Annotated in this window: 25 protein-coding genes; 13 read left to right on the top strand and 12 right to left on the bottom strand. The window is 67.6% G+C overall.

Annotation, left to right across the window (positions count from 1 at the left end; all coding sequences use genetic code 11):
• Positions 1 to 53: 53 nt before the first annotated feature.
• The 6 genes from QF040_RS11030 (at position 54) to QF040_RS11005 (ending at position 7,886) form a co-directional block, all read left to right on the top strand.
• Positions 54 to 731 carry an energy-coupling factor ABC transporter permease gene (locus QF040_RS11030; RefSeq protein ID WP_429611050.1) on the top strand — a complete coding sequence of 226 codons (678 nt, stop codon included), beginning with the start codon at positions 54 to 56 and terminating at the stop codon, positions 729 to 731.
• Between the two features lie 106 nt (positions 732 to 837).
• The gene (gene cobW, locus QF040_RS11025) at positions 838 to 1,902 is read left to right on the top strand and encodes a cobalamin biosynthesis protein CobW (RefSeq protein ID WP_429611049.1); all 1,065 of its coding nucleotides are present in this window, start codon (positions 838 to 840) and stop codon (positions 1,900 to 1,902) included.
• Between the two features lie 21 nt (positions 1,903 to 1,923).
• A complete protein-coding gene (gene cobN, locus QF040_RS11020) occupies positions 1,924 to 5,736 on the top strand; it encodes a cobaltochelatase subunit CobN (protein WP_429611048.1) in 3,813 nt (1,270 codons plus the stop codon).
• Positions 5,733 to 6,809 (top strand): ATP-binding protein, encoded by a 1,077-nt coding sequence (locus tag QF040_RS11015; RefSeq protein WP_429611047.1) that lies wholly within the window; start codon positions 5,733 to 5,735, stop codon positions 6,807 to 6,809. The genes cobN and QF040_RS11015 overlap by 4 nt, the downstream gene beginning before the upstream one ends.
• Positions 6,806 to 7,462 (top strand): vWA domain-containing protein, encoded by a 657-nt coding sequence (locus QF040_RS11010; RefSeq protein ID WP_429611046.1) that lies wholly within the window; start codon positions 6,806 to 6,808, stop codon positions 7,460 to 7,462. Before QF040_RS11015 ends, QF040_RS11010 begins: the two co-directional genes overlap by 4 nt.
• An 85-nt stretch (positions 7,463 to 7,547) precedes the next feature.
• A complete protein-coding gene (locus QF040_RS11005) occupies positions 7,548 to 7,886 on the top strand; it encodes a DUF1090 family protein (protein ID WP_429611045.1) in 339 nt (112 codons plus the stop codon).
• Between the two features lie 17 nt (positions 7,887 to 7,903).
• On the opposite strand, the gene QF040_RS11000 is transcribed toward QF040_RS11005, so the two are convergent.
• The 5 genes from QF040_RS11000 to QF040_RS10980 are packed head-to-tail and all read right to left on the bottom strand — an operon-like array spanning position 7,904 to position 12,227.
• Positions 7,904 to 8,446, bottom strand: a complete 543-nt coding sequence (locus tag QF040_RS11000; RefSeq protein WP_429611044.1) for an SET domain-containing protein — start codon at positions 8,444 to 8,446, stop codon at positions 7,904 to 7,906.
• Positions 8,443 to 9,291 (bottom strand): GNAT family N-acetyltransferase, encoded by an 849-nt coding sequence (locus tag QF040_RS10995; RefSeq protein ID WP_429611043.1) that lies wholly within the window; start codon positions 9,289 to 9,291, stop codon positions 8,443 to 8,445. The genes QF040_RS11000 and QF040_RS10995 overlap by 4 nt, the downstream gene beginning before the upstream one ends.
• Before the next feature lie 29 nt (positions 9,292 to 9,320).
• Positions 9,321 to 10,259, bottom strand: coding sequence for an ABC transporter substrate-binding protein (locus QF040_RS10990; RefSeq protein WP_429611042.1), 939 nt, complete (start codon positions 10,257 to 10,259; stop codon positions 9,321 to 9,323).
• A gap of 22 nt (positions 10,260 to 10,281) precedes the next feature.
• Positions 10,282 to 11,133, bottom strand: coding sequence for a PA4780 family RIO1-like protein kinase (locus QF040_RS10985; RefSeq protein ID WP_429611041.1), 852 nt, complete (start codon positions 11,131 to 11,133; stop codon positions 10,282 to 10,284).
• On the bottom strand, positions 11,130 to 12,227 hold the full coding sequence (locus tag QF040_RS10980; protein ID WP_429611040.1) for an N-acetyltransferase family protein: 1,098 nt from the start codon (positions 12,225 to 12,227) through the stop codon (positions 11,130 to 11,132). Before QF040_RS10980 ends, QF040_RS10985 begins: the two co-directional genes overlap by 4 nt.
• A gap of 369 nt (positions 12,228 to 12,596) precedes the next feature.
• Between QF040_RS10980 and QF040_RS10975 the strand changes: the two genes are divergently transcribed.
• Positions 12,597 to 14,561 (top strand): DUF6891 domain-containing protein, encoded by a 1,965-nt coding sequence (locus tag QF040_RS10975; protein ID WP_429611039.1) that lies wholly within the window; start codon positions 12,597 to 12,599, stop codon positions 14,559 to 14,561.
• Positions 14,562 to 14,607: 46 nt separating this feature from the next.
• Here the strand turns inward: QF040_RS10975 and QF040_RS10970 are convergent, their stop codons facing one another.
• Both QF040_RS10970 and QF040_RS10965 read right to left on the bottom strand, forming a co-directional pair.
• Positions 14,608 to 15,042, bottom strand: a complete 435-nt coding sequence (locus tag QF040_RS10970) for a VOC family protein (protein WP_429611038.1) — start codon at positions 15,040 to 15,042, stop codon at positions 14,608 to 14,610.
• Between the two features lie 95 nt (positions 15,043 to 15,137).
• Positions 15,138 to 16,580 carry a PLP-dependent aminotransferase family protein gene (locus QF040_RS10965; RefSeq protein ID WP_429611037.1) on the bottom strand — a complete coding sequence of 481 codons (1,443 nt, stop codon included), beginning with the start codon at positions 16,578 to 16,580 and terminating at the stop codon, positions 15,138 to 15,140.
• A 98-nt stretch (positions 16,581 to 16,678) separates the two neighbouring features.
• On the opposite strand from QF040_RS10965, the gene QF040_RS10960 reads away from it, so the two are divergent.
• The 5 genes from QF040_RS10960 to QF040_RS10940 all read left to right on the top strand — a co-directional run bounded on the left by QF040_RS10960 (position 16,679) and on the right by QF040_RS10940 (position 19,808).
• Entirely contained in the window at positions 16,679 to 17,422 is a 744-nt protein-coding gene (locus QF040_RS10960) for an NAD-dependent epimerase/dehydratase family protein (RefSeq protein ID WP_429611036.1), read from the top strand.
• A complete protein-coding gene (locus QF040_RS10955) occupies positions 17,419 to 17,952 on the top strand; it encodes a cupin domain-containing protein (protein WP_429611035.1) in 534 nt (177 codons plus the stop codon). Before QF040_RS10960 ends, QF040_RS10955 begins: the two co-directional genes overlap by 4 nt.
• An 84-nt stretch (positions 17,953 to 18,036) precedes the next feature.
• Positions 18,037 to 18,372 (top strand): SMR family transporter, encoded by a 336-nt coding sequence (locus QF040_RS10950; protein WP_429611034.1) that lies wholly within the window; start codon positions 18,037 to 18,039, stop codon positions 18,370 to 18,372.
• Positions 18,373 to 18,378: 6 nt separating this feature from the next.
• On the top strand, positions 18,379 to 19,179 hold the full coding sequence (locus tag QF040_RS10945; protein ID WP_429611033.1) for an APH(3'') family aminoglycoside O-phosphotransferase: 801 nt from the start codon (positions 18,379 to 18,381) through the stop codon (positions 19,177 to 19,179).
• Positions 19,180 to 19,427: 248 nt separating this feature from the next.
• Complete coding sequence (locus tag QF040_RS10940) at positions 19,428 to 19,808, top strand: helicase SNF2 (RefSeq protein ID WP_429611032.1); 381 nt, start codon at positions 19,428 to 19,430, stop codon at positions 19,806 to 19,808.
• Between the two features lie 106 nt (positions 19,809 to 19,914).
• Here the strand turns inward: QF040_RS10940 and QF040_RS10935 are convergent, their stop codons facing one another.
• The 4 genes from QF040_RS10935 to QF040_RS10920 form a co-directional block, all read right to left on the bottom strand.
• Entirely contained in the window at positions 19,915 to 20,304 is a 390-nt protein-coding gene (locus QF040_RS10935; RefSeq protein WP_307504996.1) for a DUF427 domain-containing protein, read from the bottom strand.
• 272 nt (positions 20,305 to 20,576) lie between these two features.
• Positions 20,577 to 21,536 (bottom strand): ABC transporter substrate-binding protein, encoded by a 960-nt coding sequence (locus QF040_RS10930; RefSeq protein WP_013542232.1) that lies wholly within the window; start codon positions 21,534 to 21,536, stop codon positions 20,577 to 20,579.
• 54 nt (positions 21,537 to 21,590) lie between these two features.
• Positions 21,591 to 22,673 carry a sugar phosphate isomerase/epimerase family protein gene (locus QF040_RS10925; protein WP_429611031.1) on the bottom strand — a complete coding sequence of 361 codons (1,083 nt, stop codon included), beginning with the start codon at positions 22,671 to 22,673 and terminating at the stop codon, positions 21,591 to 21,593.
• Positions 22,674 to 22,727: 54 nt separating this feature from the next.
• A complete protein-coding gene (locus QF040_RS10920; protein ID WP_429611030.1) occupies positions 22,728 to 23,786 on the bottom strand; it encodes a LacI family DNA-binding transcriptional regulator in 1,059 nt (352 codons plus the stop codon).
• A 241-nt stretch (positions 23,787 to 24,027) separates the two neighbouring features.
• Between QF040_RS10920 and QF040_RS10915 the strand changes: the two genes are divergently transcribed.
• A complete protein-coding gene (locus QF040_RS10915; RefSeq protein ID WP_306878521.1) occupies positions 24,028 to 24,693 on the top strand; it encodes an FABP family protein in 666 nt (221 codons plus the stop codon).
• Here QF040_RS10915 and QF040_RS10910 read toward each other — a convergent pair.
• Positions 24,663 to 25,808, bottom strand: a complete 1,146-nt coding sequence (locus QF040_RS10910; RefSeq protein WP_429611029.1) for an aromatic ring-hydroxylating oxygenase subunit alpha — start codon at positions 25,806 to 25,808, stop codon at positions 24,663 to 24,665. The two genes, QF040_RS10915 and QF040_RS10910, sit on opposite strands and share 31 nt — an antisense overlap.
• Between the last annotated feature and the right edge of the window lie 36 nt (positions 25,809 to 25,844).

Genomic DNA, 25,844 nt, shown 5'->3' with positions numbered 1-25,844 from the left:
CCCATCCACCAACAATCAACTTTCGCACTGCGGTGCACTACAGGAGGTGCTCGATGCACATCGAACCAGGTCTAGTCGACGGATCCAAGATTTTCCTCAGCTACGCGACGGCCGCCGCCGCGCTGGCCTACACGGGCAAGGTCGCCTTCGACACCGTTGTGAAGGACGGCATCGCCGCCCTGGCGCTGCGCTCGGCCATCGCCGTGGCGCTGGTGTTCTGCTTCTTCGAAGTGCTGCCGCACCATCCGGTGGGTGTTTCCGAGGTGCACCTGATTCTCGGCACGACGCTGCTGCTGGTGTTCGGGCTGGCGCCTGCAGCCATCGGCCTCGCGGGCGGGCTGCTGATCCAGAGCCTGTTCTTCGAACCGCAAGACCTGCCGCAGTTCGGCATGAACGTCACCACCTTGCTGGTGCCGTTGTTCGCGACAGCCGCGCTGGCGCGGCGGATCATTCCCGAGAACGTCGCGTATGTGGACCTGAGCTATCAGCAAGCCTTCAAGCTGTCGGTGGCCTATCAGGGCGGCATCGTGGTCTGGGTCGGCTTCTGGGCGCTGTACGGACGCGGCACGGGCCTCGAGAACCTGGGCCAGATCGCCAGCTTCGGCGCGGCCTACATGACCGTCGTGCTCGTCGAGCCGCTGGTCGACCTGGGCGTGCTGGCCGCCGCCAAGGGCTGGCGCCGTCTGCAGGGCACGGTCTTCGTCGAGCGTCGCCTGTACGGCGGCGTCTGACTCGAATCTCTCCATCGCCACGCGCCCGCGCCGGCAGTTCCCTCGCGGCGCGCTGCGGCGTGCCGCCATCCATCTTCGCGCCCAGGCGCTTGAACGCATCCATTCCATGACACAGAGCAACGCCAAGATCCCCGTCACCATCGTCACGGGCTTCCTCGGCAGCGGCAAGACCACGCTGCTGCGCCACATCCTCGACAACGCCGAAGGCCGCCGCATCGCGGTGATCGTCAACGAGTTCGGCGAGCTCGGCATCGACGGCGATATCCTCCGTGGCTGCGGCATCGGCTGCGACGACGAGGGCAACGAGCGCGAAGGCGCGCTCTACGAATTGGCCAACGGCTGCGTCTGCTGCACCGTGCAGGAAGAGTTTCTGCCCGTGATGCTGCAGCTGGCCGAGCGTCGCGGCGACATCGACGCGGTGATCATCGAGACCTCGGGCCTCGCGCTCCCCAAGCCGCTGGTGCAGGCTTTCGAGTGGCCGGACATCGCGAACATCTTCACCGTCGATTCGGTGGTCACCGTGGTGGACGGTCCGGCCGCCGCCTCGGGCCAGTTCGCCGAGAACCCCGAAGCCGTCGACGAAGCGCGCCGCGCAGACCCCAACCTCGATCACGAATCGCCGCTGCACGAGCTCTTCGAAGACCAGCTCTCGGCCGCCGACCTCGTGGTGCTCAACAAGACCGACCTGATGGACGACGCCACGCGCGCGCAGGTCGAGGCGTTGGTGCGCGAAGAGCTGCCGCCCGAGGTGAAGATCGTCGCCGCCACCGAAGGCAGGCTGCCGCTCGCGCTGCTGCTGGGCCAGGGCCGCGCGGCCGAAACCACGATCCACCTGCGCGAGAGCCACCACGACCACGAGGAAGACCACGACCACGACGACTTCGACTCGCTCGTGATCGACCTGCCGCCGGTGGACCGCGACGTTCTCCTGACCGCGCTCGCCGCGCTGGTCGAGCAGCACACCATCTACCGCGTGAAGGGCTTCGTCGCGATTCCGGGCAAGCCGATGCGCCTCCTGGTGCAAGGCGTGGGCCGCCGCTTTGACCACCACTTCGATCGCCGCTGGCGCGACGACGAGGCACAGCGGACGCGCCTCGTGTTCATCGGTGAAGATCTGGATGAAGCCGCGCTGCGCAAGGCGCTCGAAGGCGTGGCGGCCGTTCCCGCCTGACAGCCTGATCCGCCTCGCCACATGCACCTGCTGAGCACCCAGCCCGGACGCTTCGTCGAAGACGACAGCGTCGTCACCCGGCTCGACCAGACGCCGGGCGACATCGTGGTGCTCAGTTCCGCCGACACCACACTCGCGCTGCTGGCCGCCGCGCGCACGGCGCTCGCTGCCACCGACCCCGGCTATCCGTCGCTGCGGCTGGCCAACCTCATGTACCTGCGCCAGCCGGCCTCGCTCGACCTGTACGTCGACGAGGTGCTGCGGCATGCGCGCGTGGTGGTGGTCGATCACCTCGGTGCCGAATCGGCCTGGGCCTACGGGCTGCAGCAACTGGAGAAGCTGGCCAAGCGCAAGGGCCAGCAGCTCGCGATGTTCTCGGGCGACCTGCAGGAAGACGAAGACCTGCTCGCGCGCGCCACGGTGCCGCGTGCGGTCGGCCGCCAGCTCTGGCAGTACATGCGCGCGGGCGGTGCGGGCAACGCGATGCAGTTCCTGCGCGCGGTGGCATTCCATGGCCTCGGCCATGGCGAGGCGCCGCTGCCGCCGCGCAGCCTGCCGCAGGTCGCGCTGCATGTGCCGCGCGGCATCGATGCGGCGCACACCGTGGCCGGCATCGACGACCTGCGCGCCGGATGGCATGCGGATGCGCCGGTGGTGGCGCTGGTGTTCTACCGGTCGCATCTGCTGTCGGGCAACACGGCGGCCTTCGATGCGCTCGCGGCCGCGCTGCATGCCGAAGGATTGAATCCGCTGCCGGTCGCGCTCGATTCGCTCAAAGACCCGCTGTGTCTGTCCGCATTCCGCGGCCTCTGCAGCGAACACGATGTGCAGCTCGTGCTGAATACCACCGCCTTCGCCGCGTTGGGGCAGGGCGCGCAGGACGACACAGGCGAAGCCATCACGCTGGCCGGCGATGCCCCGGTGCTGCAGGTGATCGTGAGCGGCGGCAACCGCGAAGACTGGCTGGCCGACAGCCAGGGCCTGCGCCCGCGCGACATCGCGATGCAGATCGCGCTGCCCGAGATGGACGGCCGCATCATCACGCGCGCCGTGAGCTTCAAGGGCCTCTCGCATCGCTGCGAACTCACGCAGACCGAGGTGGTGAGCTACCAGCCCGAGCCGGACCGCATCGCCTTCGTGGCCGAACTGGCGCGGCGCTGGTGTCGCCTGCGCAGCCTGCCAGTGGCCGACAAGCGCATCGCGCTGATCCTTGCGAACTACCCCGGCAGCGAAGGCCGCATCGGCAGTGGTGTGGGGCTCGACACGCCGGCCTCGGTGATCGCGATTCTTCGTGCGATGCAAACCGAGGGCTACGTGCTCGGCGATGCCATCCCCAACGACGGCGACGCACTGATGCAGACGCTGCAGGAAGGCATCGCGAACGATCCCGCGCAATGGTCCGCGCGCCCCGCCTGGCAGAGCTACGCGCTCGCCGACTACCGCGCGCGGCTCGCAGCCTTGCCCGAAGGCATGGCCGCCGCCATCGATGCGCGCTGGGGCACGCCTGAGCAGGACCCGATGCTGCGCCAGGACCGCTTCATGATCGCGGGGCTTCGTCTGTGTCGCGTGTTCGTCGGCATCCAGCCCGCGCGCTCCTTAGGCACTCTGGGTGCTGCGGACTACGCGAGCTACCACGACGCCGAACTCGTGCCGCCGCACAGCTACCTCGCGTTCTACTTCTGGCTGCGCGATGCCTTCGCCATCGACGCGGTCGTGCATGTCGGCAAGCACGGCAACCTCGAATGGCTGCCGGGCAAGAGCATCGCGCTTTCGCAGACCTGCTGGCCCGATGCGATCCTCGGGCCGCTGCCGAACGTGTACCCGTTCATCGTCAATGACCCGGGCGAGGGCGCGCAGGCCAAGCGGCGCACACAGGCCGTCATCGTCGATCACCTGATGCCGCCGCTGACGCGTGCAGAGAACCACGGCCCACTGCAGGACCTGGAGCGCCAGGTCGACGAGTACTACGACGCGCTGCTGGTCGATGCGCGCCGCGCCAAGGTGCTGCGCGCGCAGATCCTCGCGGCCGTGCGGGCGCAGCATCTGGTCGAGGAACTGGGCATGCCGGGTGCGGAAGACGATGCGGTGCTGGCGCGCGTCGATGCGTACCTGTGCGAACTCAAGGAAACGCAGATTCGCGACGGGCTGCATGTGTTCGGCGCCTCACCGGAAGCGAGGCTGCGGCGCGACACGCTGCTCGCGCTCGCGCGCTATCCCTCGGCCGACGGCACGGGTGCGAATGCCGGTTTGCTGGGCGCGATGGCGCAGGACCTGCTGCCGGGCGAAGACTTCGATCCGCTCGACATCGACGCGGCCAAGCCATGGCAGGGCATGCGGCCTGAATTGCTGCAATCGGTGAGCGCCGACGCATGGCGGCATCACGGTGACACGCGCGAGCGGCTGGAGCTGCTTGCGCAGCGCCTGCTCGAAGAGAACGCCTGCCCGCCCGACATGCCGCACACCGCTGCCGTGATGGGCCGTATCGAACGAAGTCTCGCGCCCGCGCTCGACGCCTGCGGCCCGCACGAGCTGCATCAGCTTTCGCGTGCGCTGCAAGGCCGCTTCGTGCCGCCCGGCCCGAGCGGGTCGCCCTCGCGCGGCCGCCCCGATGTGCTGCCGACCGGGCGCAACTTCTACGCGGTTGATACGCGCGCCATTCCCACACCCACCGCCTGGATGCTCGGCCTCAAGTCCGCGGCTCAGTTGGTCGAGCGCCATCTGCAGGAGCACGGCGACTACCCCGTAGCGCTGGGCCTGTCGGTCTGGGGAACCGCCACGATGCGCACCGGCGGCGACGATCTCGCGCAGGCCTTCGCACTGATCGGCGTGCGGCCCAAGTGGGCTCCGGGCAGCCAGCGCGTAGTCGATTTCGAGGTGCTGCCCACTGTCGGGCTCGGCCGTCCGCGCATCGACGTGACGCTGCGCATCTCGGGCTTCTTCCGCGATGCATTTCCCAATGCCGTGCAGATGTTCGATGCCGCGGTGCAGGCCGTCGCATCGCAGGAAGACGAAGACGCCGAGCGCAATCCGATCCGTGCACGCATCCTGCGGGAAGCAGCCGCGCTCGAAGCAGAAGGTTCGACCGCCGAAGACGCTCGCACCCAAGCCGGCTGGCGCGTGTTCGGCTCTGCGCCGGGCAGCTACGGCTCGGGCCTGCAACCGCTCTTCGATCACGGCGACTGGCAGACCGACAACGATCTCTCCAACGCCTACGTTGGCGGCAGCGCGCACGCCTACGGGCAGGGCAGCGACGGCGTGCCCGCAACCGATGCACTGGTGCGGCGCCTGCGCGCCATGAACGTCGTCCTGCAGAACCAGGACAGCCGCGAGCACGACCTGCTCGACTCCAACGACTACTACCAGTTCCAGGGCGGCATGGCCGCCGCCGTGCGCCACCTGAGCGGCCGGCAGCCGGCCATGTACCACGGCGACCACGGCAACCCGCAGGCGCCGCGCGTGCGCACGCTGAAGGAAGAAATCAGCCGCGTGATCCGCGCACGCGTGGTCAACCCGAAGTGGATCGACGGCGTCAAGCGCCACGGCTACAAGGGCGCCTTCGAGATGGCCGCGACGGTCGACTACCTCTTCGGCTTCGACGCCACCGCGCGCGTGGTCGGCGACCACCAATACGCGATGGTGGCCGACGCCTACGTGCTCGACGCCGACACCCGCGACTTCGTGAACCAACACAATCCGCGCGCGCTGCACGACATGCTGAGCCGCCTGCTCGAAGCCATGCAGCGCGGCCTGTGGCAATCGCCTGGCGACTACCAAGCCCAGTTAGAGAACCTGTTGCTCGACCACGAGCAGCAGATGGAAGGAACCCTCCGATGACCACTGCCGCCTCGATGCCGGTGCCTTTTCCTTTTTCCGCAATCACAGGCCAACCGCACTTGCGGCAGGCGCTGCTGCTGGCCGCGGTCGACCCCGGCCTCGGCGGCGTGTTGATCGAAGGCCCGCGCGGCACCGCCAAGACCACGGCGGCGCGTGCGCTGGCCGAGTTGCTGCCGGGTGCGCCCTTCGTCACGCTGCCGCTGGGTGCGAGCCTCGAAAGCCTCGTGGGCACGCTCGATCTCGGGCAGGCGCTCGCGGGCCACGAACTCAAGTTCGCGCCCGGCCTGCTGGCGCGCGCGAATGGCGGCGTGCTGTACGTGGACGAAATCAACCTGCTGCCCGATGCGCTGATCGATTCGCTGCTCGATGCGGCGGCGAGCGGCGTCAACGTGGTCGAGCGCGACGGCATCTCGCACCGGCACGCGGCGCGCTTCGTATTGGTCGGCACGATGAACCCGGAAGAGGGCACGCTGCGCCCGCAACTGCTCGACCGGTTCGGGCTGTGCGTGCAATTGCGCAACATCGAGGACACGGCCGAGCGGCAGGCGATCGTGCGCGCGCGGCTCGCGTTCGATGTCGATCCGCAGGGCTTTCGCGCGAAGCATGCGGAGGCGGAAGCCGCGCTTGCGGCCGCGCTCGTCAAGGCGCGCGCCATCGTCGCGGATGCCTCCGCGCTGCCCTACGGCGACGACGTGCACGAAGCCGTCGGCGCGCTGTGCATCGCGTCGCAGGTCGACGGCCTGCGCGCCGATCTGGTGATGCTGCGCTCGGCGCGCGCGCTCGCGGCCTGGGAGGGCGCGGCGGACATCACCGCCGATCACGTGCAGCGCGTGGCCGAAGCCGTGCTGCTGCATCGACGCAAGCCGGAAGCCGAAGGCGCGGCGTCGGCATCGGCTCCTGTGACCTCAAACACCCAGCGCGCGCCGAACTCGAGCGGCACCGGCCAGAACAACGCAGGCGACCAGGACTGGGGCGCCATGCCGCCCGAGCCCGTCGGCATCGAACGCGTCAAGCCGGTGCGTCCGCTGATCCCTTCGCAAACCGCGCAGCAGGCCGTCCCAAAAAAAGCTTGAGCCTCCGGGACGCCGCACCCGCTGGCGCGCGCCAGGGCGACTGGAGGCAGGGCAGGCAACGGGACGCATGGCACGGCGCCGCATCGCCGGGGGCCGCGCTCGACTGGCCGCGCACGCTGGCGAGCCGAGGTGCCGACACGCTGCGCGCGGAACACCTGCGCCGTCGCCCATTGCAGGCCCGCAGCGGCGCGCTGCATTGCTTTTTGCTCGACTGCTCCGCCTCGATGCGCAACGACGGCAACCTCGCGCGCGCCAAGGGCCTGCTGCTGTCGCTGATGGAAGAGGCCTACCAGCGGCGCGACCATGTGGCGCTGCTGTGCTTTGCCGGCGAGGTGGTCGAGCTGCGCCTGCCGCCGCGCCGCGCCAGCGCCTGGAACGACGACTGGATCGCGCCCATCGCCGCCGGCGGTGGCACGCCGCTCGCGCTCGGCGTGCAGCGCGCCGACCAGTTGCTCGTGCACAGTGCGGCGCGCCAGCGCTGGCTGTGGCTCCTCACCGATGGCCGCAGCAGCGAGAGCCCGATGCGGCCCGAAGCCGCCGACTTTGCCTGCGTGGTCGATTTCGAAGCGGCGCGCGTGCCGCTGCACCGTGCGCATCAACTCGCAACGCGTTGGCAGGCGCGCTATTTTTCCGCCCCAGGGCGTTCTGAGTGAACCGCGGGTGTTCGCCGCGCCTTTTAGCCCGCACGGCATAGGGCCGAGCACCCCCGACACGAGGTGTTTCGGGTACCTTCGCGGCATGCGCTTCAAACCCTGCTTCCTCGCCCTTGCATGGGCCCTGGCCATGCCCGCCTTCGCACAGACGACGCCGCCCGAGCCGCTGGATGCGGCCGATTGCAAGGCGCAGGAAGCGGTGCTCGAGCGCGACATGGCGCTCGCCCGTTCCCGCGGCCAGATGCTGCGCCGGCGTGAACTCGGCGAGGAGCTGGCCGCACTCCAGACGCGCTGCGTGGCGCTTGCGCCCGCGCAGGGCCGCGCGGCGCGCATCGAAAAACTGGAGCAGGAAATCCGCACGCTCCGCGCGGAGCTGGAGCGGGCCGAGGAGCAACTGCGCAGCCTGAAGGCCGAGTCGCACTGACGGCGGCTTCTGTCAGCTCACCACGGCAGGTCGCTGAACGGCGAGGGCTTGGCGGGCGCTGCGTCCGTCGCGACGCCTTTTTCCCCTGTGTCGTCCACGGGTGCCAGCATCGTCCCGCGGCAGTTCGGCGAGCCGCAATGGCAGGGGTACTTCGATGGCGGCGAGCCGTCGTCGGCCGTCAGCGAGTAGTCGATGAACAACTCGTCGCCCGCGTTCACCGGCACGAGCGTCTGGAATTTCAGCACCATCTCGCCGGCCTCGTCGTACTCCTCGACGGCCTCGCAGTTCGGCTCGCAGGCGTGATTCAGGTGCCGGGTGCCGTTGCCGCCCTTGGCGCCGTCGATGGTCTCGTTGTTCGACAGCGTGAACAGGTAGGTGAGCTGGTCGTCCCAGGCCCTGGCGGCGATTTCCTCTTTCGTGTAGCGGCGGCCTTCGTAGAGGCCGAGAAACGCCTCCGCCGGCAGGTCGCGGGTCGCAAACGCGCCCAGGCCGTGGATGCCGCTCGGGCCGACGCGGATGAACGGGGTGGAAGAGGTGGGCTGCTTTTGACGGGATTTCATGGGGAGGGCCGGGCGTTGACCGGTCGGTGAATGGTCAACGCCATTTCGATCTGACGGATGACAGCCGTTGCGCCGCGCGCAGTGGCTGCATGGAAGAGCGGGCTGCCGGTGGGCTCGTCGACCAGCCGCCAGCGCGTGCCGGGGCGGGCGGCCGCGAGCGCGTCGAGCAACCCGTGGGCGGCGGCTTCGTCGATGGCCGCGGCGTCGGGCAGCGTGTTGCCGGTGGGCGGGATGACGGCGTAGGCGACGACCGCAGTGCCGCGCGTCACGCCGAGTGCGATGGCCGCCTCGTTGTCGATGGCGTCCAGCACGGTCGGCAGTTCACGGCGCCATGTGGGGCGGGAGACCGCTGCGCAAGCCGTGTGCACGGCCGCGAGGTCGGCATGGTCGAGCGTCTTCGCTGTGACGGTGCTCTGCGCCTCGAAGCTTCCTTCCAGCACGTCGAGCGTTCTGAGTTCATCGAAGCCCGCCTGGCCGTACAGCGTGCGCGCCGGGTTCTGCGCGATGACTTCGAGAAAGACGCGCTGCAGCCCCGCCTTCGACCAGGCCTCGACCTGCGCGTCGATGAGCTTCCGCGCCAGTCCGCGGCGGCGGTGCGTGTCCGCGATGCCGAAGCCCGCAAGGTAGCCGCGCAGTCCGCGCCGGCCGGCGAGCGAGATGCCGCAGGCGGTGCCGTCGACCGCGATGACGCGGGAGAGCGTCAGGTCGACCACCGCGCGCCGCAGGTGCCGCGCGAAAAGCGGCTCGTCGAAGTGGATGGGCACGAAGTAGCCCTCGTAGGCCCGGTTCCAGAGCGCCGTGAGTTCACCGTGCGTGATGTCCGAGGCGGATGGCGTGGTTGTCATGGTCATGAATCGTGCGGAAGTCGAAGCGCTCAGCGCGGCGGATTCCCCAGCGAGGCGAGGCAGTTCACGATGGCGTCGGCCGCTTCGTCCAGCCGCGGGCCGGGCCGCATCATCAGGTCGAAGCGCGCGGAGGCGAAGCTGCAGACGCGCCCGCGCTGGATGGCGCTCATGGCCGACCAGCCGGGCCGCGAAGCCATTGAGGAAATCTCGCCGAGCGCCGAGACCATCAGCACGTCCGGATCGGCGCGCACCACGAATTCGGGGCTCATCTTCGGAAACGGACCGAGCGTGCCCGGCACCGCGTTGGCGAGGCCCAGGCGCGCGAGCGTCTCGCCGATGAACGAGCTTTCGCTCGCCGCCGCCATGCCGCCGTGCACCTCGAAATAGACGCGCCGCCCCTGCCAGCCGAGCGGCACGCGGGCCCGCGCGGCGTTGAGCCGTGCATCGAGCGTGCGCCAGACCGCCTCGCCCGCGCCGGGCTTGCCGGTGGCGTGCGCCACGGTTTCCATCACCCGCCGCATGTCGGCGTGGGTCTTGGCATCCAGCGCCAGCACCTTGATGCCGAGGCGCTCCAGCGGCTCGGCGACGCGGCTGCGCGGGCGCACCAGCACGAGGTCGGGCTTGAGCGCGACGATGCGCTCGATGTTCGCGTCGTCCATGCCGCCGACCTGCGGCAGCTTCTTCACCGACACCGGCCAGTTGGCATGGCGGTCGACACCTACCAGCCGGTCGCACGCATCGAGCGCGCAGACAGTTTCGGTGAGCGAGGGCATCAGCGACACGATGCGCCTGGCCGGCGCCTGCAGTTCGAGCGTGGTGCCGCGGTCGTCTTCGAGGCGGATGCTGGCCGCGTGCGCTGCCGAGCCGACCCCGAGCGCCACGAAGGCCGCGGCCCTGGCGATCTGGCGGACGGCGGTGGTGGCGTTGAAGAAAAGCGGCTGGCGCTGGAGCAGGGCGTTGGAGGTCATCGAGGCGGGCGTGAGCAGCCCGCTATTGTCGCGGCGTCTGCATGCGCAGGAGCCGCGCCGCCTCTTCCGCGCGCGCATCGTCCACCTCGCGCAGCACGTTGCTCAGATCGACGGGGCCGGTCTCGCGCACGAAGGTGCCTGAAAGCTCCGTCTCGGGCCGCAGCAGGCCGCGCTCGTAAAGCTGCCAGATCTCGTCGCCGTAGTGCGTCTTCAGCAGCGCGGGCGCGTACTGGCCGAAGAAGTTGCGCAGGTTCTCCACGTCGCGCAGCAGCATGCGCTTGGCGTGGTTGTTGCCGGCGGCGTCCACGGCCTGCGGCAGGTCGATGATGACGGGGCCGTCTTCGGCCAGCAGCACGTTGAACTCCGAGAGGTCGCCGTGCACCACGCCCGCACACAGCATGCGCATCACTTCGCGCAAGAGGCTCGCGTGGTGCAGCAGGGCGTCTTCGGGCGAGAAGGCCACGTCATTCAGGCGCGGGGCGGCGTCGCCGTTGGCATCGGTCACCAGGTCCATCAGCAGCACGCCTTCGAGGAAGTTGTGCGGTGTCGGCACCCGCACGCCAGCGGCGGCCAGGCGGTAGAGCGCATCGACCTCGGCGCTCTGCCAGATGGCCTCGGTCACCTGCCGGCCGAATTTCGTGCCCTTGGCCATGGCGCGGGCCTCGCGCGTGTTCTTGACGCGGCGGTTCTCGGTGTAGTCGACGGCCTGGCGGAAACTGCGCTTGTCGGCCTCCTTGTAGACCTTGGCGCAGCGCGTTTCATCGCCGCAGCGCACGACATACACCATGGCTTCCTTGCCGCTCATGAGCTGGCGTACGACGGTGTCGATCAGGCCCTCGTCCACGAGGGTCTGCAGTCTTTGAGGTGTCTTCAAGCGCGTGCCTCCCGGGAAGCCGGCGAACGGGCCGAGAGGAAGGCTCTCAGGCTTTCCGTGCCGATCTGGTAGGCCCCATCATGCCTGTGCGGGACAAAGCCGAGCTGGCGGTTGATGGCGAGCATGGGCGCGTTGACCTCCGCGTTCTGCGTGACGGCCATCACCACCTCGGGGTGGCGCTCGCGCACCAGTTGCAGCATCAACGCCTTCACGCCCTTGGCCAGACCCTTGCCGCGCCAGCTGCGGGCCACGCCCGTGAGCCGCTGGAACATGCGGTCGGGGTAGAGCTGGTTCCAGCTCGCATCGCACACCGCGGCCACCTCGTCACCGTCGAGCAGCAGCACCAGGAAGTGCTCGCCGCCGCGGCGATCGATTTCGGCATACCAGGCGCGGAAGTCTTCGAGCTCGAAGCGCATGGGCGGGCGAGAGAGACCGGTGGTGGGTGCGTCTTCGAGCAATGCCGAGAGCGGCGCCATCAGCGTGGCAAGGCGCTCGAAGGGCACGCGGCCTGCGTGGATCTCCAGGCGCAGACCGTGCGCGGGCGCGAGGGCTTCGGCGCGCCAGCGGGCGAGTGCGTCGTCGTCGAGGCCGGAAAAAGCCATGCGGTTTTCCATGCTGCGGTGCTTTTCGAGTGCGCCCACGGCCGAAAGAAACGCCCGGCCCTCGGGCAGGTGAGCATTGAAAGTTGCCGTGGTCTTGCCCTGCGCATCCATCAACGCCAGCAGTTCGCGTAGCAAGAGGCTGGCGATACCTTGGCGCCGGCTGGACTGCCGCACTCCACCCCACGCATTGACGAACGGTGCGTGGGCTTCGTAGTCGGATGTGGCTTCGCGGCGCACGCCCAAGTTGATGTTGCCGAGCAGGTTGCCGTGCGCATCCCGCGCAAAGATGCGACTCACCACATGCATCGGCGTGTGCTGGCGTACGTTCTGCGCGGTGTGGGCATCGTCGGGCTGCGGTTCGCCCGGATAGTCTTCCTCGGAGCGCAGGCGCCAGTAGGCGAGGGCCTGCGCCCATTCTTCGGCGGACGCCTGCTGCGGATCAAAAACGGAAATCGAAAACTGCCGCGCATCGGCGGCACGTGTTTCAAGCATGGTTGGCCTTGATTCGAAAAAATGAACGGATCGCGCGCGGCGCGCACAGGCGTGCCAGCGGCGGCGTTTGAATCGGGCGGTTTGTCGCGGCAGAACGCCGCGAGGATCGAACCGGCTGGCTGCTATGCCTTCAGGGGCACAGGCTGCGCAGGAAGCGCTTCAGCAGCAGTTCTTGATGATCGACCCGACAACAAACCGTAGAGGGGTAGGGGCATGAATAGCAGTGTCTTCCATCGCGCACCTCCGGTCTGTGTTGTGAATCGAGGGGTCGAATGTAGCGAGGTTCGCGCGGCCTGTGAAGTGCCATGTGGCGCGATATCGCGCCGTGTGCCTGCGGCAGAATCAAAAAACCAACACACAGGGAGTGCCATGGATCCGAAGAAGATTTTCGAGGCCGCGCGTGAAGCCGATGTGCAAACCGTGCGTGCATGCATCGAAGCCGGGGCCGACATGGCCGCGGTGAACAAGCAGGGCTTCACCGCGCTGCAGTGCGCCGCGATGGGATCGAACCAGACCAAGGTCGAACCGAATCTCGCCGTGTTGCGGTTGCTGCTCGAAGCCGGAAGCCCGTTGGAATACACCGGCACCGACGGCCGCACCGCGCTCTATCTCGCAGCCGAATTCGCGCCGACGGTGGATGCGGTGCAACTGCTGCTGGATGCCGGCGCCAACGCCGACGTGAGCGACAGCCACGGCAACCACGTGATGGTGAACGCGATGATGGAAGAAGTGGTCGAACTCCTCGCGCGCGTCACGGGCAAGCCGATTCCCGAACCGCCACCGCCCGAACCCGATCCTGTGAAGATGACGACCGCGCAATGGCGCGCCGCGAAGGCAAGGATCGACGAGGTGTTCGATGCGCTGACGAAGGCTGGGCTTGTCGCGCTGCACGATGCGGGGGACACGCAGTCCGACGGATTCGACGATTGCTCCGAGGCCTTCCACGAGCGCGGCGGCGAGGCGGCCGGCGTGCACGGCTTCTGCTTCTACACGCGGCAGGATCTGAACCACGCGAAGCGCACGAGCCAGCTGTCGCTCGCGTTCTGGGGCGCGCCGGAGGGGGCCGATGCCGACATGCTGCGCGTCGGCGAACTCATCGTCGAACGCTTCCGAAAGGCGGGGTTCGAGGTGCGATGGAATGGGGCGGCGTCGATGCGGCCGGAGGTCGATCTGACGGCGTTGAGCTCGCAGCCGACGGAGCCCGCGGCCACGACGAAAGCCTCTGCTGCACCCGCCGAAAAATCAGCCGATGCGCAAGGCGCTCAATCGAGCTTTCTCTATTTCACTGGCCAGGGTTCCGACAAGGTCTACCAGGTCCACCTGCGCCCGAAGGACGACGGTTGGGTGGTCGACTACGGCAACGGCCGCCGCGGCGGCACGCTCGCCACCGGCACCAAGACCAGCAGCCCCGTCGCTTTCGAGGCCGCGCTGAAGATCTACGAAAAGGTCGTGAAGGAAAAAACCTCCAAGGGCTACACGCCGGACCAGTCGGGTGCGCTCTACACCTCGACCGACCTCGCCGGGCGCATCAGCGGCGAGCTGCCGCAGTTGCCCACCCTGATCCTCGAGGAGCAGGTGGCATGCTACTTCGACGACGCGGGCTGGGGCCTGCAGGAAAAAGCCGATGGCGAAAACCGCATCCTGCTGATCGAGGGCGAGACGGTGCGCGGCACCAATCGTCGCGGGCTCTTCGTCGACATTCCGCAGGCCTGGACTGCTGCGGCCGGTGCGGTATCGGCCGGCCGCACCGTCATCGCGGGCGAGCATGTGGGCGATGCCTTCAAGGCTTTCGACCTGTTGGAGCTCGATGGCCAGGACCTGCGCGGCGCGCCTTTCATCGAACGCTTCGGCCATCTGCAGAAGGCAGCCGGACGCCTGCCCTGGATGTTGGTGCTCGATCTCGAAACGACCGCCGAAGGCAAGCGCCGCCGCGCCGCGCAATTGCTGGCCGCGCATGGCGAAGGCTATGTGCTCAAGGCGCTCGCCGCGCCGTTCGCAGCGGGGCGCAGCACAACGAGCCTGAAGTTCAAGTTCAACCAGAGCGCGACCTGCGAGGTGATTCGAGTGAACGCGCAGCGCTCGGTGGCGGTCGGGCTGCGCGACGAGGCGGGCGCGATGGTCGACATGGGCAACGTGACCGTGCCGCCCAACGAAGCGCTGCCGGCTGTGGGCACGCTGGTCGAGGTGCGCTATCTGTACCGCTATGCGGGCGGCAAGTTCGAGCAGCCGGTCTACAAGGGGCAGCGGCCGGACATGACGGCTGAGGATGCGGTGCTGTCGCAGGTCACGCGGATCAAGGATCGCGGTGCGGTGATGGACGAGGAGGCGGGCTGAGTCAAAGCGCCTTCTTGTCGGACGGCGGAGGTTGACCTTCTGACCTTCAGCCCAGTTGCTCTGCAAGCCCCACGATGATCCCCTCAGGCCCGCGAACATAGGCAAGCCGGTACGACTCCCCGTACTGCATCTGCCCAATGATTTCCGCGCCGTGGGTCCGCATGCGCGCAACGACGTCACCGATGCCCTCGACGGCAAACATGACGCGGCGAATGCCCAGGGCGTTCACCGGCGTATCCACAGGCCCGAACCTCACGGCCTCCGGCGTGTGGAACTTGTCGAGTTCGATGCCCTGCCCATCGGGAGTGCGCAGCATCGCGATGGTGGATCGGACATCTCCAAGCCCGATGAGCTGTCCGACGGAAGGCCCTTCGACTGTGGTCTGACCTTCGAGCGTGAGGCCCAGTTCGATGAAGAACGCCTTCACTGCCTCGAGGTCGTCGACAACGATCAGGACGTTGTCCATTCGCTTGATTGCCATGTCTTTGTCTCCTTTGAATGGTGTGTGTTTGGGAGAGTCGGCGTCCACGTCGGGCCGCGCGGGTGACTTTACCGAGGCTCGCATCGCCCTGCATTTCAGCGTGAGACCAGTGCAGCGCGCAGCTTCGTCGCAAGCTGCTTCGCCTCTGCGGCCGAGCCGATGTTGGTGAAGCCCATCAGCAGTCCTTCGTCGCGAAATTTCGCAGTGCCTCGCGTCGAAAGCGGCTGGCAGTTGAGGCCCGCGAGCTGCGCGCGGCGGGCGAGTTCGGTATCCCGCTCGCGGTGCTTGTCGAAGCGCGCGATGAGATGCATGCCGCCGCTCTTCAGGTCGATGCGCACCTCGTCGCCAAAGGCCTTGAGCAACGCGGCCGCGAGCATGCCGCGCCGCCGCGCGTAGAGCAGCCGCATCTTCTTCAGGTGGCGCGGGAAAAAACCACCGCGCATGAAGTCCGCGACGACGGCCTGCGTGATCTGCGGGCTGCCGTTGGAGCCGGTCCGCGCGGCTTCGGCGAACGCGGCAGAGAGCGATTCGGGCGCCACCACGTAGCCCAGCGCCAGGCCCGGATACAGCATCTTCGAGAAGCTCCCCGCATACAGCACGCGGTCGTGGCCATCGAGGCTCTTGAGCGCGGGCAGCGGCGGGCCGGCGTAGCGGTATTCGCCGTCGTAGTCGTCCTCGACGATCCAGGCCTTGCTCCGCGAGGCCCATTCGAGCAACTGCAGCCGGCGCGCGAGCGACATCGAAACGCCGAGCGGCGCCTGGTGCGACGGCGTGGCGATGGCCATCCGCGCGGCGGCCGCCTTGCGCACGCCGCGCGCGACGACCATGCCTTCGTCGTCCACCGGCACGGGCACTGCGCGCAGGCCCTTGCTGCGCAGCACTTCCTGCGTGGGCGGATAGCCCGGGTCTTCGACCCACACCGCATCGCCTTTGTTGAGCAACGTGTGCGCGATGAGCGAGAGCGACGCGCGATACCCGCCGGTCACGAAGACCTGCGAAGGCTTGCACGACACGCCACGCGACACCGGCAAATAGGCCGCGATGGCTGCGCGCAGCGGCGCATAGCCGGAGGGGTTGCCGTAGAACATGTCGGCCGCAGTTGCAGCCCTCGCGCGGCGGGCGGTCAGGCGCGCCCAGAGCTTGCGCGGGAAAGCATCGAGCGCCGGGATGCCCAGTTGCAGCGGCGGCGGAGGCGCGGCATCGGCGAGCACTTCGCCATCGGCGGGCGCCTCGTTTCGCCGGCGCTCGCGCCGTGCCGGCCGCTGCGAAGGCAGCGAGGGCGAGACCACCGTGCCCGCCTGTCCCTGCGACGAAAAATAACCTTCGCCCATGAGCAGGTTGTAGGCCGTCTCGATGGTGCCGCGCGAAACGCCCAGTTCGCTCGCCAGGTCGCGTGCCGATGCCACGCGGTCGCCCGGGTGGAGCACGCCCTGCTCGATGGCGGTTCTGAAGCGCGCGTAGATCTGCCGATACAGCGGCGTCGGCGTGCTGCGGTCGATCTCCAGAAGGGCGGTGGAAGCGGCTTTTTCTTGGATCATGGCCTTGTCATTCTGACGAATCTTGCCTCTTTTTGATGGGACATCGAAAACCTAGGATCGAGCCATCGACCAGAACTCCAGCAAGAAAAGGACATGCGATGCGCGAGAAGATATTCGTGGCGGGCGCGGCCGGTGCCATCGGCGCCGCGCTGGTTCCGCTGTTGACCGAGGCCGGCTACGAGGTGTACGGCAGCACCCGCCGCGCCGACCGCGCAGGGGCGCTCGAAGCCCGGGGCGTGACGCCGGTCGTCGTCGATGTGTTCGACGCCGAGGCGCTTCGCGCGGCGCTGATTCGCATAAGGCCCGAGATCGTGGTGCATCAGCTCACCGACTTGCCGGCCGATCTCGATCCGAAGCTGATGACCGAAGCGGCGCATCGCAACGCCCGCGTGCGCACCGAAGGCACGCGCAACCTCGTGGCCGCGGCGCTGGCGGCGGGCAGCCACCGGCTGGTCGCGCAGAGCATCGCCTGGGCTTATGCGCCGGGGCAGAGGCCGCACGTCGAGGACGATCCGCTCGACCTCGAAGCCGATGGCATCCGCCGCGTGAGCGTGGGCGGGGTGGCGGCTCTGGAGCGCAGCGTACTGGGCGCCGTCGGCATCAAGGCCACGGTGCTGCGCTACGGGCAGATCTACGGGCCGGGCACGTCGACGGCCGTGCCCAAGGGCGTGAGCCCGGTCCACGTGGAGGCCGCGGCCTGGGCGGCGGTGATGGCGCTGCGGCATGCGCAGGGCGGCGTCTTCAACATCGCGGAGGACAACGCCGAGGTCAGCAGCGAGAAGGCCAAGCGCGAATTGGGCTGGTATGCATCGCTGCGGCTGCCCAAGGGGCTGGCGGCATGAAGGCGGCCCGACTTCCTCACCGCAACCAGGTCGGGGCCGGCGTTGCCGCGCTCTCCGTGGTGCTGGCAGCGGGCTGGGCATTGATGCCACACGGCAGCAAGCAGGGCGCCGCGCAATGGCTCGACGACGTGTGCAGTGCGGTGAGCCGGCCGATGTTCTCGTCCGCACCTGCGCCCGCGGGTTTGGGCGAGGCGGCGCGGCCTGCAACTTCGACCAAGGTGATCTCGTGCGAGGCGCTGCCGCATGTGCCGGGCAAGTCGGTGACCACGGTCATCGTCGACTTTCCACCGCTCGCTTTTTCGCCGGCACACCGTCATCCGGGCTCGGTGACGGCCATCATCCTGGGCGGCACGATCCGCTCGCAACTGGGCGGCGGTCCGGTCGGCACGTACAAGACCGGAGAGACCTTCTTCGAGCCGCCGGGCACGCTGCATGTCTTCGCGGAGAACCCCGATCCGGTGAAGCCCGCGAAGCTGGTGGCGGTGTTCGTGGCGGACGAGAACTGCGGGCCGCTGTTGCTGCCGCCTTGAATGCGGCGCGGCAGAGCCTCCAGAACTCTGTGAGGCAAAGGGATAGAACCCGCTGCCTCGAACGGCCGGCGTTAGAGTCTCTCGATGGCTCTTACCTACGTCTATCTCGCGGTCGCCATCGTCGTCGAAGTGCTGGCGACCAGCTTCCTCAAAGCCTCCGACAGCTTCACCCGCCTGTGGCCCAGCGTGGCCACGGTGGTGGGCTATGCGGTGTCGTTCTACTTTCTGTCGCTCGCGCTGCGCCTGCTGCCGACTGGCATCGCGTATGCGATCTGGTCGGGCGTGGGCATCGTGCTCATTTCGGTGGTGAGCTGGCTGTGGTTCGGGCAGTCGCTGGACGGTCCCGCGATTGCCGGGCTGGGCCTGATCATCGCGGGCGTCGTGGTGGTGAATGTGTTCTCGAAATCGGTGGGGCACTGAGTGGGCATGGCGAAGCTATTGCCGAAACTCCCGCTTGGCAAGACCTGGATTCGCGCGAGCGAAGGCGAATCCGGCGATGCCGTGTACCGGCGCAGCGATGGTGCTGCGTTCGCGAAGGTTTCGCTCGGCGAGGGCGCGGTGCAACTCGATGAAGAGCGCCGTCGCACCGAGTGGCTCGCGCCGTTCGATCTCGGCTCGGCGGCGGTGATGGACTGGCATGCATCGAACGACGGCGCATGCCTCGTCACGCGCGCCGTGGCGGGTGTGCCGGCCAGCGATCTTTCCGCGTCGGACTTGCTGAAGGCGTGGCCATCCATCGCCGAGCGGGTGAGGGCGCTGCACGAAATTCCGGTGGCCGATTGCCCGTTCGAACGCAGCCTTTCGGCGATGTTCGACCGCGCCGCGTATGTCGTCGCGCGGAATGCGGTGAACCCGGATTTCCTCGACCCCGAGCACCAGTCCATTCCGCCCCCGGTGCTGCTGGATCGCCTGCGTGCGCAACTGCCCGCACGGCTCGCGCAAGAGGCGCGCGACCTCGTGGTTTGCCATGGCGATGCGTGCCTGCCGAACTTCATGCTCGATCCCGAGACGCTGCGCTGCACCGGCTTCATCGACCTGGGACGGCTCGGAACGGCGGACCGGTACGTCGACTTTTCGCTGCTGCTCGCCAACGCGCGCGAGACCTGGACGGACGCGGCGCAACCGCTCGCGGCGCGCCAGTCGCTCTTCGAGGCGCATCGCATTTCCACCCCCGACGACGAGCGCCTCGCCTTCTATCTGCACCTGGACCCGCTGACCTGGGGATGACGCGGGATGGCGGCCGTGCAGGTCACGATTGTTTCCCAGTTGTGAACACCGCGGTTCCTTTTGTCGAGGGTTTTTACTTAGATGGCGGCGCACAATTCATCTCACGGACCAGCCACACAGTTGATTGATCCGAGTGAACAGGGCCCCGAGCGAGGTGGCCGCCCCCGGAGGGACGGTGACCCACCCAAGACCGGTTCGAAATCAACCAAGCAAGAACTTGAACTTGAACTGAACTGAAGGAAATCGAAATGAATGCCTCCAAGCTCCTCTCCGCCGTTGCTGTTGCCCTGATGGCCGTTGCCGGCGCCGCCCACGCTGAAACCTACGAAGGCGTGCAGCAAGTGAACTCCACCGTCAGCCGCGCCGATGTCGCCCGCCAGGCCGTGGTTGCCGCTCGCAGCGCGAACCCGTACGCCACCGGCGCCAATGCAGGCCCTGCACAAGTGTTCGTCTCCTCGACCAGCCGCGCCGCCGTCCGTGCCGAAGCCGCTGTCGCTTCGCGCAGCGAGAACCCGTATGCCGAAGGCGCCTCGTCGCGTGTCGCTCCGGTGCTGGCCAGCGGTGTGGACCGCGCCACGGTGCGTGCCGCAGCCCGCGCCGCCGCTCGCGGCGACGCACTGCCGCTGTAATCCACAGCACCGCGCCTTCCTCGCCGTCATCGGCGAGCGAACGTACAAAAGCCGGGCCCTGCGAAAGCGGGGCCCGGCTTTTGTTTGTCGACTCACTGAGCGGAGGCTAGACGATGCGTTCTTCGATCGGCCCCACGCGGTCCGGATAGAAGGCCACGTGGTCCTTGATCTGCGAGACCGAGTCGTAGGGCGCTTCGTAGGTCCACACCGCATTCACCGAGCGCTCGCCGCCCGCGGGAATGCTGTAGTAGTTGGCCTCGCCCTTGTAGGGGCAGTAGGTGGCGTGCTGCGTGCGCTCCAGGAGCGACATCTTCACGTCCTTGCGCGGGATGTAGTGCACCGTGCCGAAGTGCGACTCGCGCAGCGTGAGCGCCTCGCGCGTATCGGCGACGACGCAACCGTCGACCGAGACCACCACGCGGTGCGGATTGCGCGCGATGTTGATGGCATGGTCGGGGCCGGGAATCTTGATGGTTCGTTCTGCAGTGGCGAGCATGAGCAGGCTCCTTCGGTCAGGTCGGGGTGACGGCAAGAAATCGGCGGACGGGCATCTTGCTCCCATGTCGTGACGGTTTGAAGCCCCCTGCGAATCGGCCCAGTGCCGGAGTGGTTAAAGGCCATCCACTCTCGTTGATAACGAATACCGAAGTTCCAAATTCGCGGTCTCGGCGGGTCTTTCCGCGTCAGTCTTCGGCGAGCCGGAGGCCGACGGAGCCGCCGACCAGGCGCAGCGAACGCCGCGCCCCGCTCAGGCGATGCAGCCCGGGCTCAGAACGGCGAATCGGGGAAGTAGTACTTCGCCGCGTTCTCTTTGGTCACCAGTACTGAGGGAATGATCGTCGTCGCCGGCATCGCACCGCCTTCAACGCGTGACTTCGCCGTGAGATTCATCGCGTCCGCGATCATGCTTGGCGCGTAGGTCACGTCGGCCGAGACGATCTTGTCGCCGTCCATCACCTTCTTGATGTAGCCCTTGGCGCCGGCGCCGCCCACCACCAGCTTCACGTCGTCGCGCTTGGCCTGCTCGATGGCCTTCTGCACGCCCACGGCCATGTCGTCGTCGGAGGCCCACACCGCATCGATCTGCTTGAAGCGGGTGAGGTAGTCCTGCATGACCTTGAACGCATCGTCGCGGTTCCAGTTGCCGTGCTTGGCATCGAGCACCTTGATGCCGGGGTTGGCCTTCATCACTTCGTTGAAGGCGTCCACGCGCTGGTTGTCGATGACGGTCGGAATGCCGCGCAAGATGACCACGTTGCCCTTGCCGCCCATCGTCTTGGCCATGTACTCGCCCGCCACCTTGCCGAAGCCCGGGTTGTCGCCGGCCACGTAGGCGCTCTGCGCGTTGGGGTCGGTCAGGCCCCGGTCGACCACCGTCACGAACACCCCCTTGGACTTGACCTGCGCCACTGGCTTGGTGAGCGGCGCCGATTCGAAAGGCAGGATGACCAGCGTGTCGATCTTGTTGACCGTCTGCAGGTCCTGCACCTGGTTGGCCTGTTCGGTGGCCGAGCCCGCGGTCTTCACGAAGACCTTGATGCCCGGGTACTGCTTCTCCAGTTCGGCCTTGGTGCGGTTGGCCCAGTACACGACGCCGCCGGTCCAGCCGTGCGTGGCGGCGGGCACCGAGACGCCCATCACCATCGCCTTGTTCTGGGCCAGCGCGGGCATGCTCGCAAGGGCGCACACGGCCAGTGCGATGCCCGAAAAGATTCTTCTGTTCGTCATGGTCTCTTGTCTCCTTCGTTGTAAATAGATAAAGCCAGCTCGTTGGGTTGCTGACTACTTCTTCGCCGGTGTCGTCGTCGTCTCCAGACCCAGCATCCGGCGAAGCTGCTGGGTATCGGTCTCGGCGCCCGCGAAGTCGTCGAAGGCTTTCTCGGTCGTGCGGATGATGTGGCGGCGGATGAATTCCGCGCCCTCGGCCGCGCCGTCCTCGGGGTGCTTGAGGCAGCACTCCCACTCCAGCACGGCCCAGCTATCGTAGTTGTATTGCGCCATCTTCGAGAAGATGGCGCCGAAGTCGATCTGCCCGTCGCCCAGCGACCGGAAGCGCCCCGCGCGGTTCACCCACGGCTGGAAGCCCGAGTACACGCCCTGGCGGCCCGTGGGGCGGAACTCCGCATCCTTGATGTGCAGCGCCTTGATGCGCGAGTGGTAGATGTCGATGAATTCCAGGTAGTCCAGTTGCTGCAGCAGAAAGTGCGAGGGGTCGTAGTTGATGCAGCAGCGCGGGTGGTTCTTCACGCGCTCCAGCAACATCTCGAAGGTCACGCCATCGAACAGGTCTTCGCCCGGATGCAGCTCGAAGCAGACGTTGCAGTCAGCGTCTTCGAAGGCATCGAAGATCGGGTGCCAGCGCTTTGCGAGTTCGTCGAACGCGGCCTCGATCAATCCGGCCGGACGCGGCGGCCACGGATAGAGGTAAGGCCACGCCAGTGCCCCCGGAAAACTCACGTTGCTCTTGAGCCCGAGGTTGCGCGAGGCCTTCGCGGAGAACAGCATCTGCTCCACCGCCCACGCCTGCCGCGCCACCGGGTTGCGCCGATAGGCCTCGGGCGCGAAGCCGTCGAAGGCTTCGTCATACGCCGGGTGTACCGCCACGAGTTGGCCCTGCAGGTGCGTGCCCAGCTCGGTGATTTCCACGCCGTTCTCGCGCGCAACGCCGGCTATTTCGTCGCAGTAGGTTTTCGATTCGGCGGCCTTCTTCAGGTCGAAGATGCGCGCATCCCACGAGGGAATCTGCACGCCCTTGAAGCCGAGCCCGCCGGCCCATCGCGTGATCGAGTGCCACGAGTCGAACGGTGCGCTGTCGCTGGCGAACTGCGCGAGATAGATGCCTGGGCCCTTGATGTTGGTGGCCATGTCGACGCTCCTGCAAAAAGTTGGGTCAGTCGGAGGAGGGCAGCGCCGCCGCGTTCACGGCAGGTTGTCCTTGAGATAGATGTCGATGCGGATGCGCTCCTGGTCCGCATGCACCGGCTCGCGCGTGAGGCGCGAAATCGCCAGCCGAAGGGCCGAGCGGATCTCGTGCCCCGCGTCCTGGTTGATGACCGCGGCCATCGTGCCGTCGAGCAGATCGGCGCGCGCGGCGGGTGTGAGTTCGTGGCCGACGAAGACGATCTTTCCCGCGCGCCCGCTTGCCTTGAGCGTGGCCGAGATGCCCGGATTGCCCGCGCCCACGCTGTAGAGCGCCACCAGCTTCGGGTGCGCGGCCAGGAGGCGCGCCGAGAGTTGACGCGCGAGCTTCGGGTCGTCCTTGCCCTCCACCGGCGGCAGCACGCGCAACCCCGGGTACTCCGCCGCCATCACCTGGCTGAAGCCCAGGCTGCGCTCGGCATGGTCGCGCAGCGACAGGCTGCCCACGATCACGCCGACCTCACCCTTGGCAACGCCCGAGAAGCGGCCGACCAGCGTGCCCGCGGTGCGGCCGGCGGCCACGTTGTCGATGCCCACGAAATGCTGACGCTGCGACTTCGGCACGTCCGACACCAGCGTGATCACGGCGATGCCTTGCGCCACCAGCTTGTCGATGGCCGCCTGCACCAGCGGATGGTCGAGCGCCATCACCACGGCCGTGTCGCACTGGCCGCGCAGCGCGAGGATGCGGCGCGCGAGGCGCTGCGGCTCGAACACGTCGACCTGGTGCGTCTGCGCGCTCACGCGGTGGTCTTCCATCCAGCCGCTGCTGCCGGTGATCTGCTCTCGCAGCATCTCGATGAAGGTGTTGTTGCCCGAGGGCAGGAGGAAGCTCACCCGGTGCGGATGCGGCCGTGCGAGGCGGGCGGCCGCCGGGTCAGGGCGGTAGTTCAGCCGCTCGACGGCCTGCTGCACCTGCGCGATCGAGCGCGCGTGCACGCCGGTGCGTTTGTTGAGCACCCGGTCCACGGTGGCCAGGCTCACGTCGGCTTCGCGCGCCACGTCGCTGAGGGTGGCCCGTCCGGTTTGCAGGGGAAGTCGCTGGGTGCTGGAGGGCATGGGGCGGATTTTGAGGTGCGTACCTCATTTTGATGTGGGGGGAAACCCGGGAAGGGCTGGGCCTTGCTCCTTCCCCCTCTGGGGGAAGGCTGGGATGGGGGAGGGCAGAGCGCTCGATGGATGCGCCGCTTGCCCCCACCCCAACCCTCCCCCGGAAGGGGAGGGAGCAAGAAAAATCCGGAAGCCGGACGCCCTCTTTTGGCGATACTTCCGACCGTCACACCCAGATCCAGGAAAAAACATGGCCGATTATCCCCACGACATCTACACAGAACCCGAACCCGATCCGCACACGCTCTCCAACCTGGGCCCGCTCACCGGCCTCGCCGGCATCTGGACCAGCGCCACGGGCCACGACGTGGCACCGAAGGAAGACGGCCCCGAAACGGAGGCCTATGTCGAGCATGCCGAGTTCCAGCCCATCGATGCGCAGACCAACGGGCCGCAGATCTTCTACGGGCTGCGCTACCACGTGCGCATCGTCAAGCCCGACGAGGTCGAGAGCTTTCACGACCAGGTCGGCTACTGGCTCTGGGAGGCCGCCACCGGCACGGTGATCCAGACGCTGACGATTCCGCGCGGCCAGGCCGTCATGGCCATGGGGCATGCGGCGCCCGATGCGAAGTCATTCAAGCTCGAAGCGGTGCGCGGCGCCGCGACCAACGGCATCCTGTCGAACCCGTTTCTGGAGCATGCGTTCAAGACGCTGCGCTACGACATCTCCGTGACGATCCACGACAACGCCAGTTGGTCGTACGAGCAGGTCACGCTGCTCGATGTGCGCGGCAAGCCCGAGCCCTTTCGGCATACCGACCGCAACACGCTGCACAAGATCGCCGAGCCCACGCCGAACCCGACCGCGCGCGCCGCGCTGGCTCAGTTGGTCGCCGCTTCGACGTCCGCATGAAACTTCGCCGAGCACCACTCGGTGGCGCCGAAGTAGAGCGAGGCCTGCGCGCCGCTCGCCAGCGTTGACTGTGCCGACACGCCGAGCGCGAAGTCTTCGTCGAGCGCGCCCCAGAACGATTCGACGTTCTTGCGCCAGTAGTTCGTTGATTTCTCGGTCTTCGGCAGCTCGGGAATCAGCGTGCTCGCGATCACGCGCGAGCGGCCGGGCGCCTCGGGCAGCACGGTGAAAGCGTTGGCGTGGTCGCCCTCGTGCAGGATGAAGGTGGCCGGGAAGAAGAAGTAAATGATGTTCGAGTGCGGCCCGACCTGCCACTCGCTCGAAGGCAGGTCGCGCAAGCCTTCGATGCTGCGCTTGGGCAGGAACAGGCGGTGGTGCTGCCGGTCGTGGTCGGCCATCAGCAGGTTGTCGTAGAACAGCGTCGCAATGCTGTTGCGGTGCGCGTACTGGAAGTGATAGGTCTCCAGGTTCGCCTCGAACGGAATCTTCCAGTTCGCGGCGTTGTCGAAGGCGTGCTGGTGAAACGGCACCCAGCGGTCGTAGCCCCACGAGCGCAGGTCGGCGCCGAAGCGGCCGAGCCATGCATCGATGTCGAGTTCGGCGCTTTCCCCCTCGGCCAGCGCGCAAGGAACCACCCACACGAAGCCCAGCGCCTCCGCCACCGGCACGCGCGCAAGGCTGCAGGCTGAAGCGGGCGCATGCGGAAAGTCTTCGCCCGAGGGGCGGCCGCGCAATGCGCCGTCGAGCCCGTAGGTCCAGCTGTGGTACGGGCACACGAGCGCGCGCTGGTTCGACAGCCCCGCAGGCTTGAGTCGTGCGCCGCGGTGGCGGCAGGCGTTGATAAATCCGTTGAGCTGGCCGTCCTGTGTGCGCACGAGCACAAGCGGCAGGCCGGCCACGTCGATGGCGAACGAATCGCCTGCGTTGGCGAGCGAGGCCGAAGGGCAGAGCGCGAGCGGGTAGCGGCGGAAGATGCGCTCCACCTCGCGTTCATGGCGCGCCGGGTCGAGGTAGCGCGAAACGGGGCTCACGGCGGGTTCGCCGCGCTCTGTGTCGCCGGTTTCGATCAGCGCAAGGGCGCGGCGGATCAGTGCGATCTGTTCTTCTTGCTGCATGTGGCTTGTCTCCGTGCAGGTGGGCTGCGCCCATTG

Origin of the sequence: Variovorax sp. W2I14 (assembly GCF_050435205.1) — a bacterium.
Taxonomy (GTDB): Bacteria; Pseudomonadota; Gammaproteobacteria; order Burkholderiales; family Burkholderiaceae_C; genus Variovorax; species Variovorax paradoxus_C.
The sequence above is the reverse complement of the archived record's forward strand: the minus strand, read 5'-3'. Positions and strand labels throughout refer to the sequence as shown.

Excerpts from the sequence above, each read along its gene's own strand:
- QF040_RS10940 (WP_429611032.1), top strand. The coding sequence starts at position 19,428 with ATGAATGCCTCCAAGCTCCTCTCCGCCGTTGCTGTTGCCCTGATGGCC.
- QF040_RS10995 (WP_429611043.1), bottom strand. The coding sequence starts at position 9,291 with ATGACAACCACGCCATCCGCCTCGGACATCACGCACGGTGAACTCACG.
- QF040_RS10955 (WP_429611035.1), top strand. The coding sequence starts at position 17,419 with ATGAAGGCGGCCCGACTTCCTCACCGCAACCAGGTCGGGGCCGGCGTT.
- QF040_RS10910 (WP_429611029.1), bottom strand. The coding sequence starts at position 25,808 with ATGCAGCAAGAAGAACAGATCGCACTGATCCGCCGCGCCCTTGCGCTG.
- QF040_RS10930 (WP_013542232.1), bottom strand. The coding sequence starts at position 21,536 with ATGACGAACAGAAGAATCTTTTCGGGCATCGCACTGGCCGTGTGCGCC.
- QF040_RS10990 (WP_429611042.1), bottom strand. The coding sequence starts at position 10,259 with ATGACCTCCAACGCCCTGCTCCAGCGCCAGCCGCTTTTCTTCAACGCC.
- QF040_RS10935 (WP_307504996.1), bottom strand. The coding sequence starts at position 20,304 with ATGCTCGCCACTGCAGAACGAACCATCAAGATTCCCGGCCCCGACCAT.
- QF040_RS11015 (WP_429611047.1), top strand. The coding sequence starts at position 5,733 with ATGACCACTGCCGCCTCGATGCCGGTGCCTTTTCCTTTTTCCGCAATC.
- QF040_RS10975 (WP_429611039.1), top strand. The coding sequence starts at position 12,597 with ATGGATCCGAAGAAGATTTTCGAGGCCGCGCGTGAAGCCGATGTGCAA.
- QF040_RS10950 (WP_429611034.1), top strand. The coding sequence starts at position 18,037 with ATGGCTCTTACCTACGTCTATCTCGCGGTCGCCATCGTCGTCGAAGTG.
- QF040_RS10925 (WP_429611031.1), bottom strand. The coding sequence starts at position 22,673 with ATGGCCACCAACATCAAGGGCCCAGGCATCTATCTCGCGCAGTTCGCC.
- QF040_RS10970 (WP_429611038.1), bottom strand. The coding sequence starts at position 15,042 with ATGGCAATCAAGCGAATGGACAACGTCCTGATCGTTGTCGACGACCTC.
- QF040_RS10965 (WP_429611037.1), bottom strand. The coding sequence starts at position 16,580 with ATGATCCAAGAAAAAGCCGCTTCCACCGCCCTTCTGGAGATCGACCGC.
- QF040_RS10920 (WP_429611030.1), bottom strand. The coding sequence starts at position 23,786 with ATGCCCTCCAGCACCCAGCGACTTCCCCTGCAAACCGGACGGGCCACC.
- QF040_RS10945 (WP_429611033.1), top strand. The coding sequence starts at position 18,379 with ATGGCGAAGCTATTGCCGAAACTCCCGCTTGGCAAGACCTGGATTCGC.
- QF040_RS11005 (WP_429611045.1), top strand. The coding sequence starts at position 7,548 with ATGCGCTTCAAACCCTGCTTCCTCGCCCTTGCATGGGCCCTGGCCATG.
- QF040_RS11030 (WP_429611050.1), top strand. The coding sequence starts at position 54 with ATGCACATCGAACCAGGTCTAGTCGACGGATCCAAGATTTTCCTCAGC.
- QF040_RS10960 (WP_429611036.1), top strand. The coding sequence starts at position 16,679 with ATGCGCGAGAAGATATTCGTGGCGGGCGCGGCCGGTGCCATCGGCGCC.
- QF040_RS10980 (WP_429611040.1), bottom strand. The coding sequence starts at position 12,227 with ATGCTTGAAACACGTGCCGCCGATGCGCGGCAGTTTTCGATTTCCGTT.
- cobW (WP_429611049.1), top strand. The coding sequence starts at position 838 with ATGACACAGAGCAACGCCAAGATCCCCGTCACCATCGTCACGGGCTTC.
- QF040_RS11000 (WP_429611044.1), bottom strand. The coding sequence starts at position 8,446 with ATGAAATCCCGTCAAAAGCAGCCCACCTCTTCCACCCCGTTCATCCGC.
- QF040_RS10915 (WP_306878521.1), top strand. The coding sequence starts at position 24,028 with ATGGCCGATTATCCCCACGACATCTACACAGAACCCGAACCCGATCCG.
- cobN (WP_429611048.1), top strand. The coding sequence starts at position 1,924 with ATGCACCTGCTGAGCACCCAGCCCGGACGCTTCGTCGAAGACGACAGC.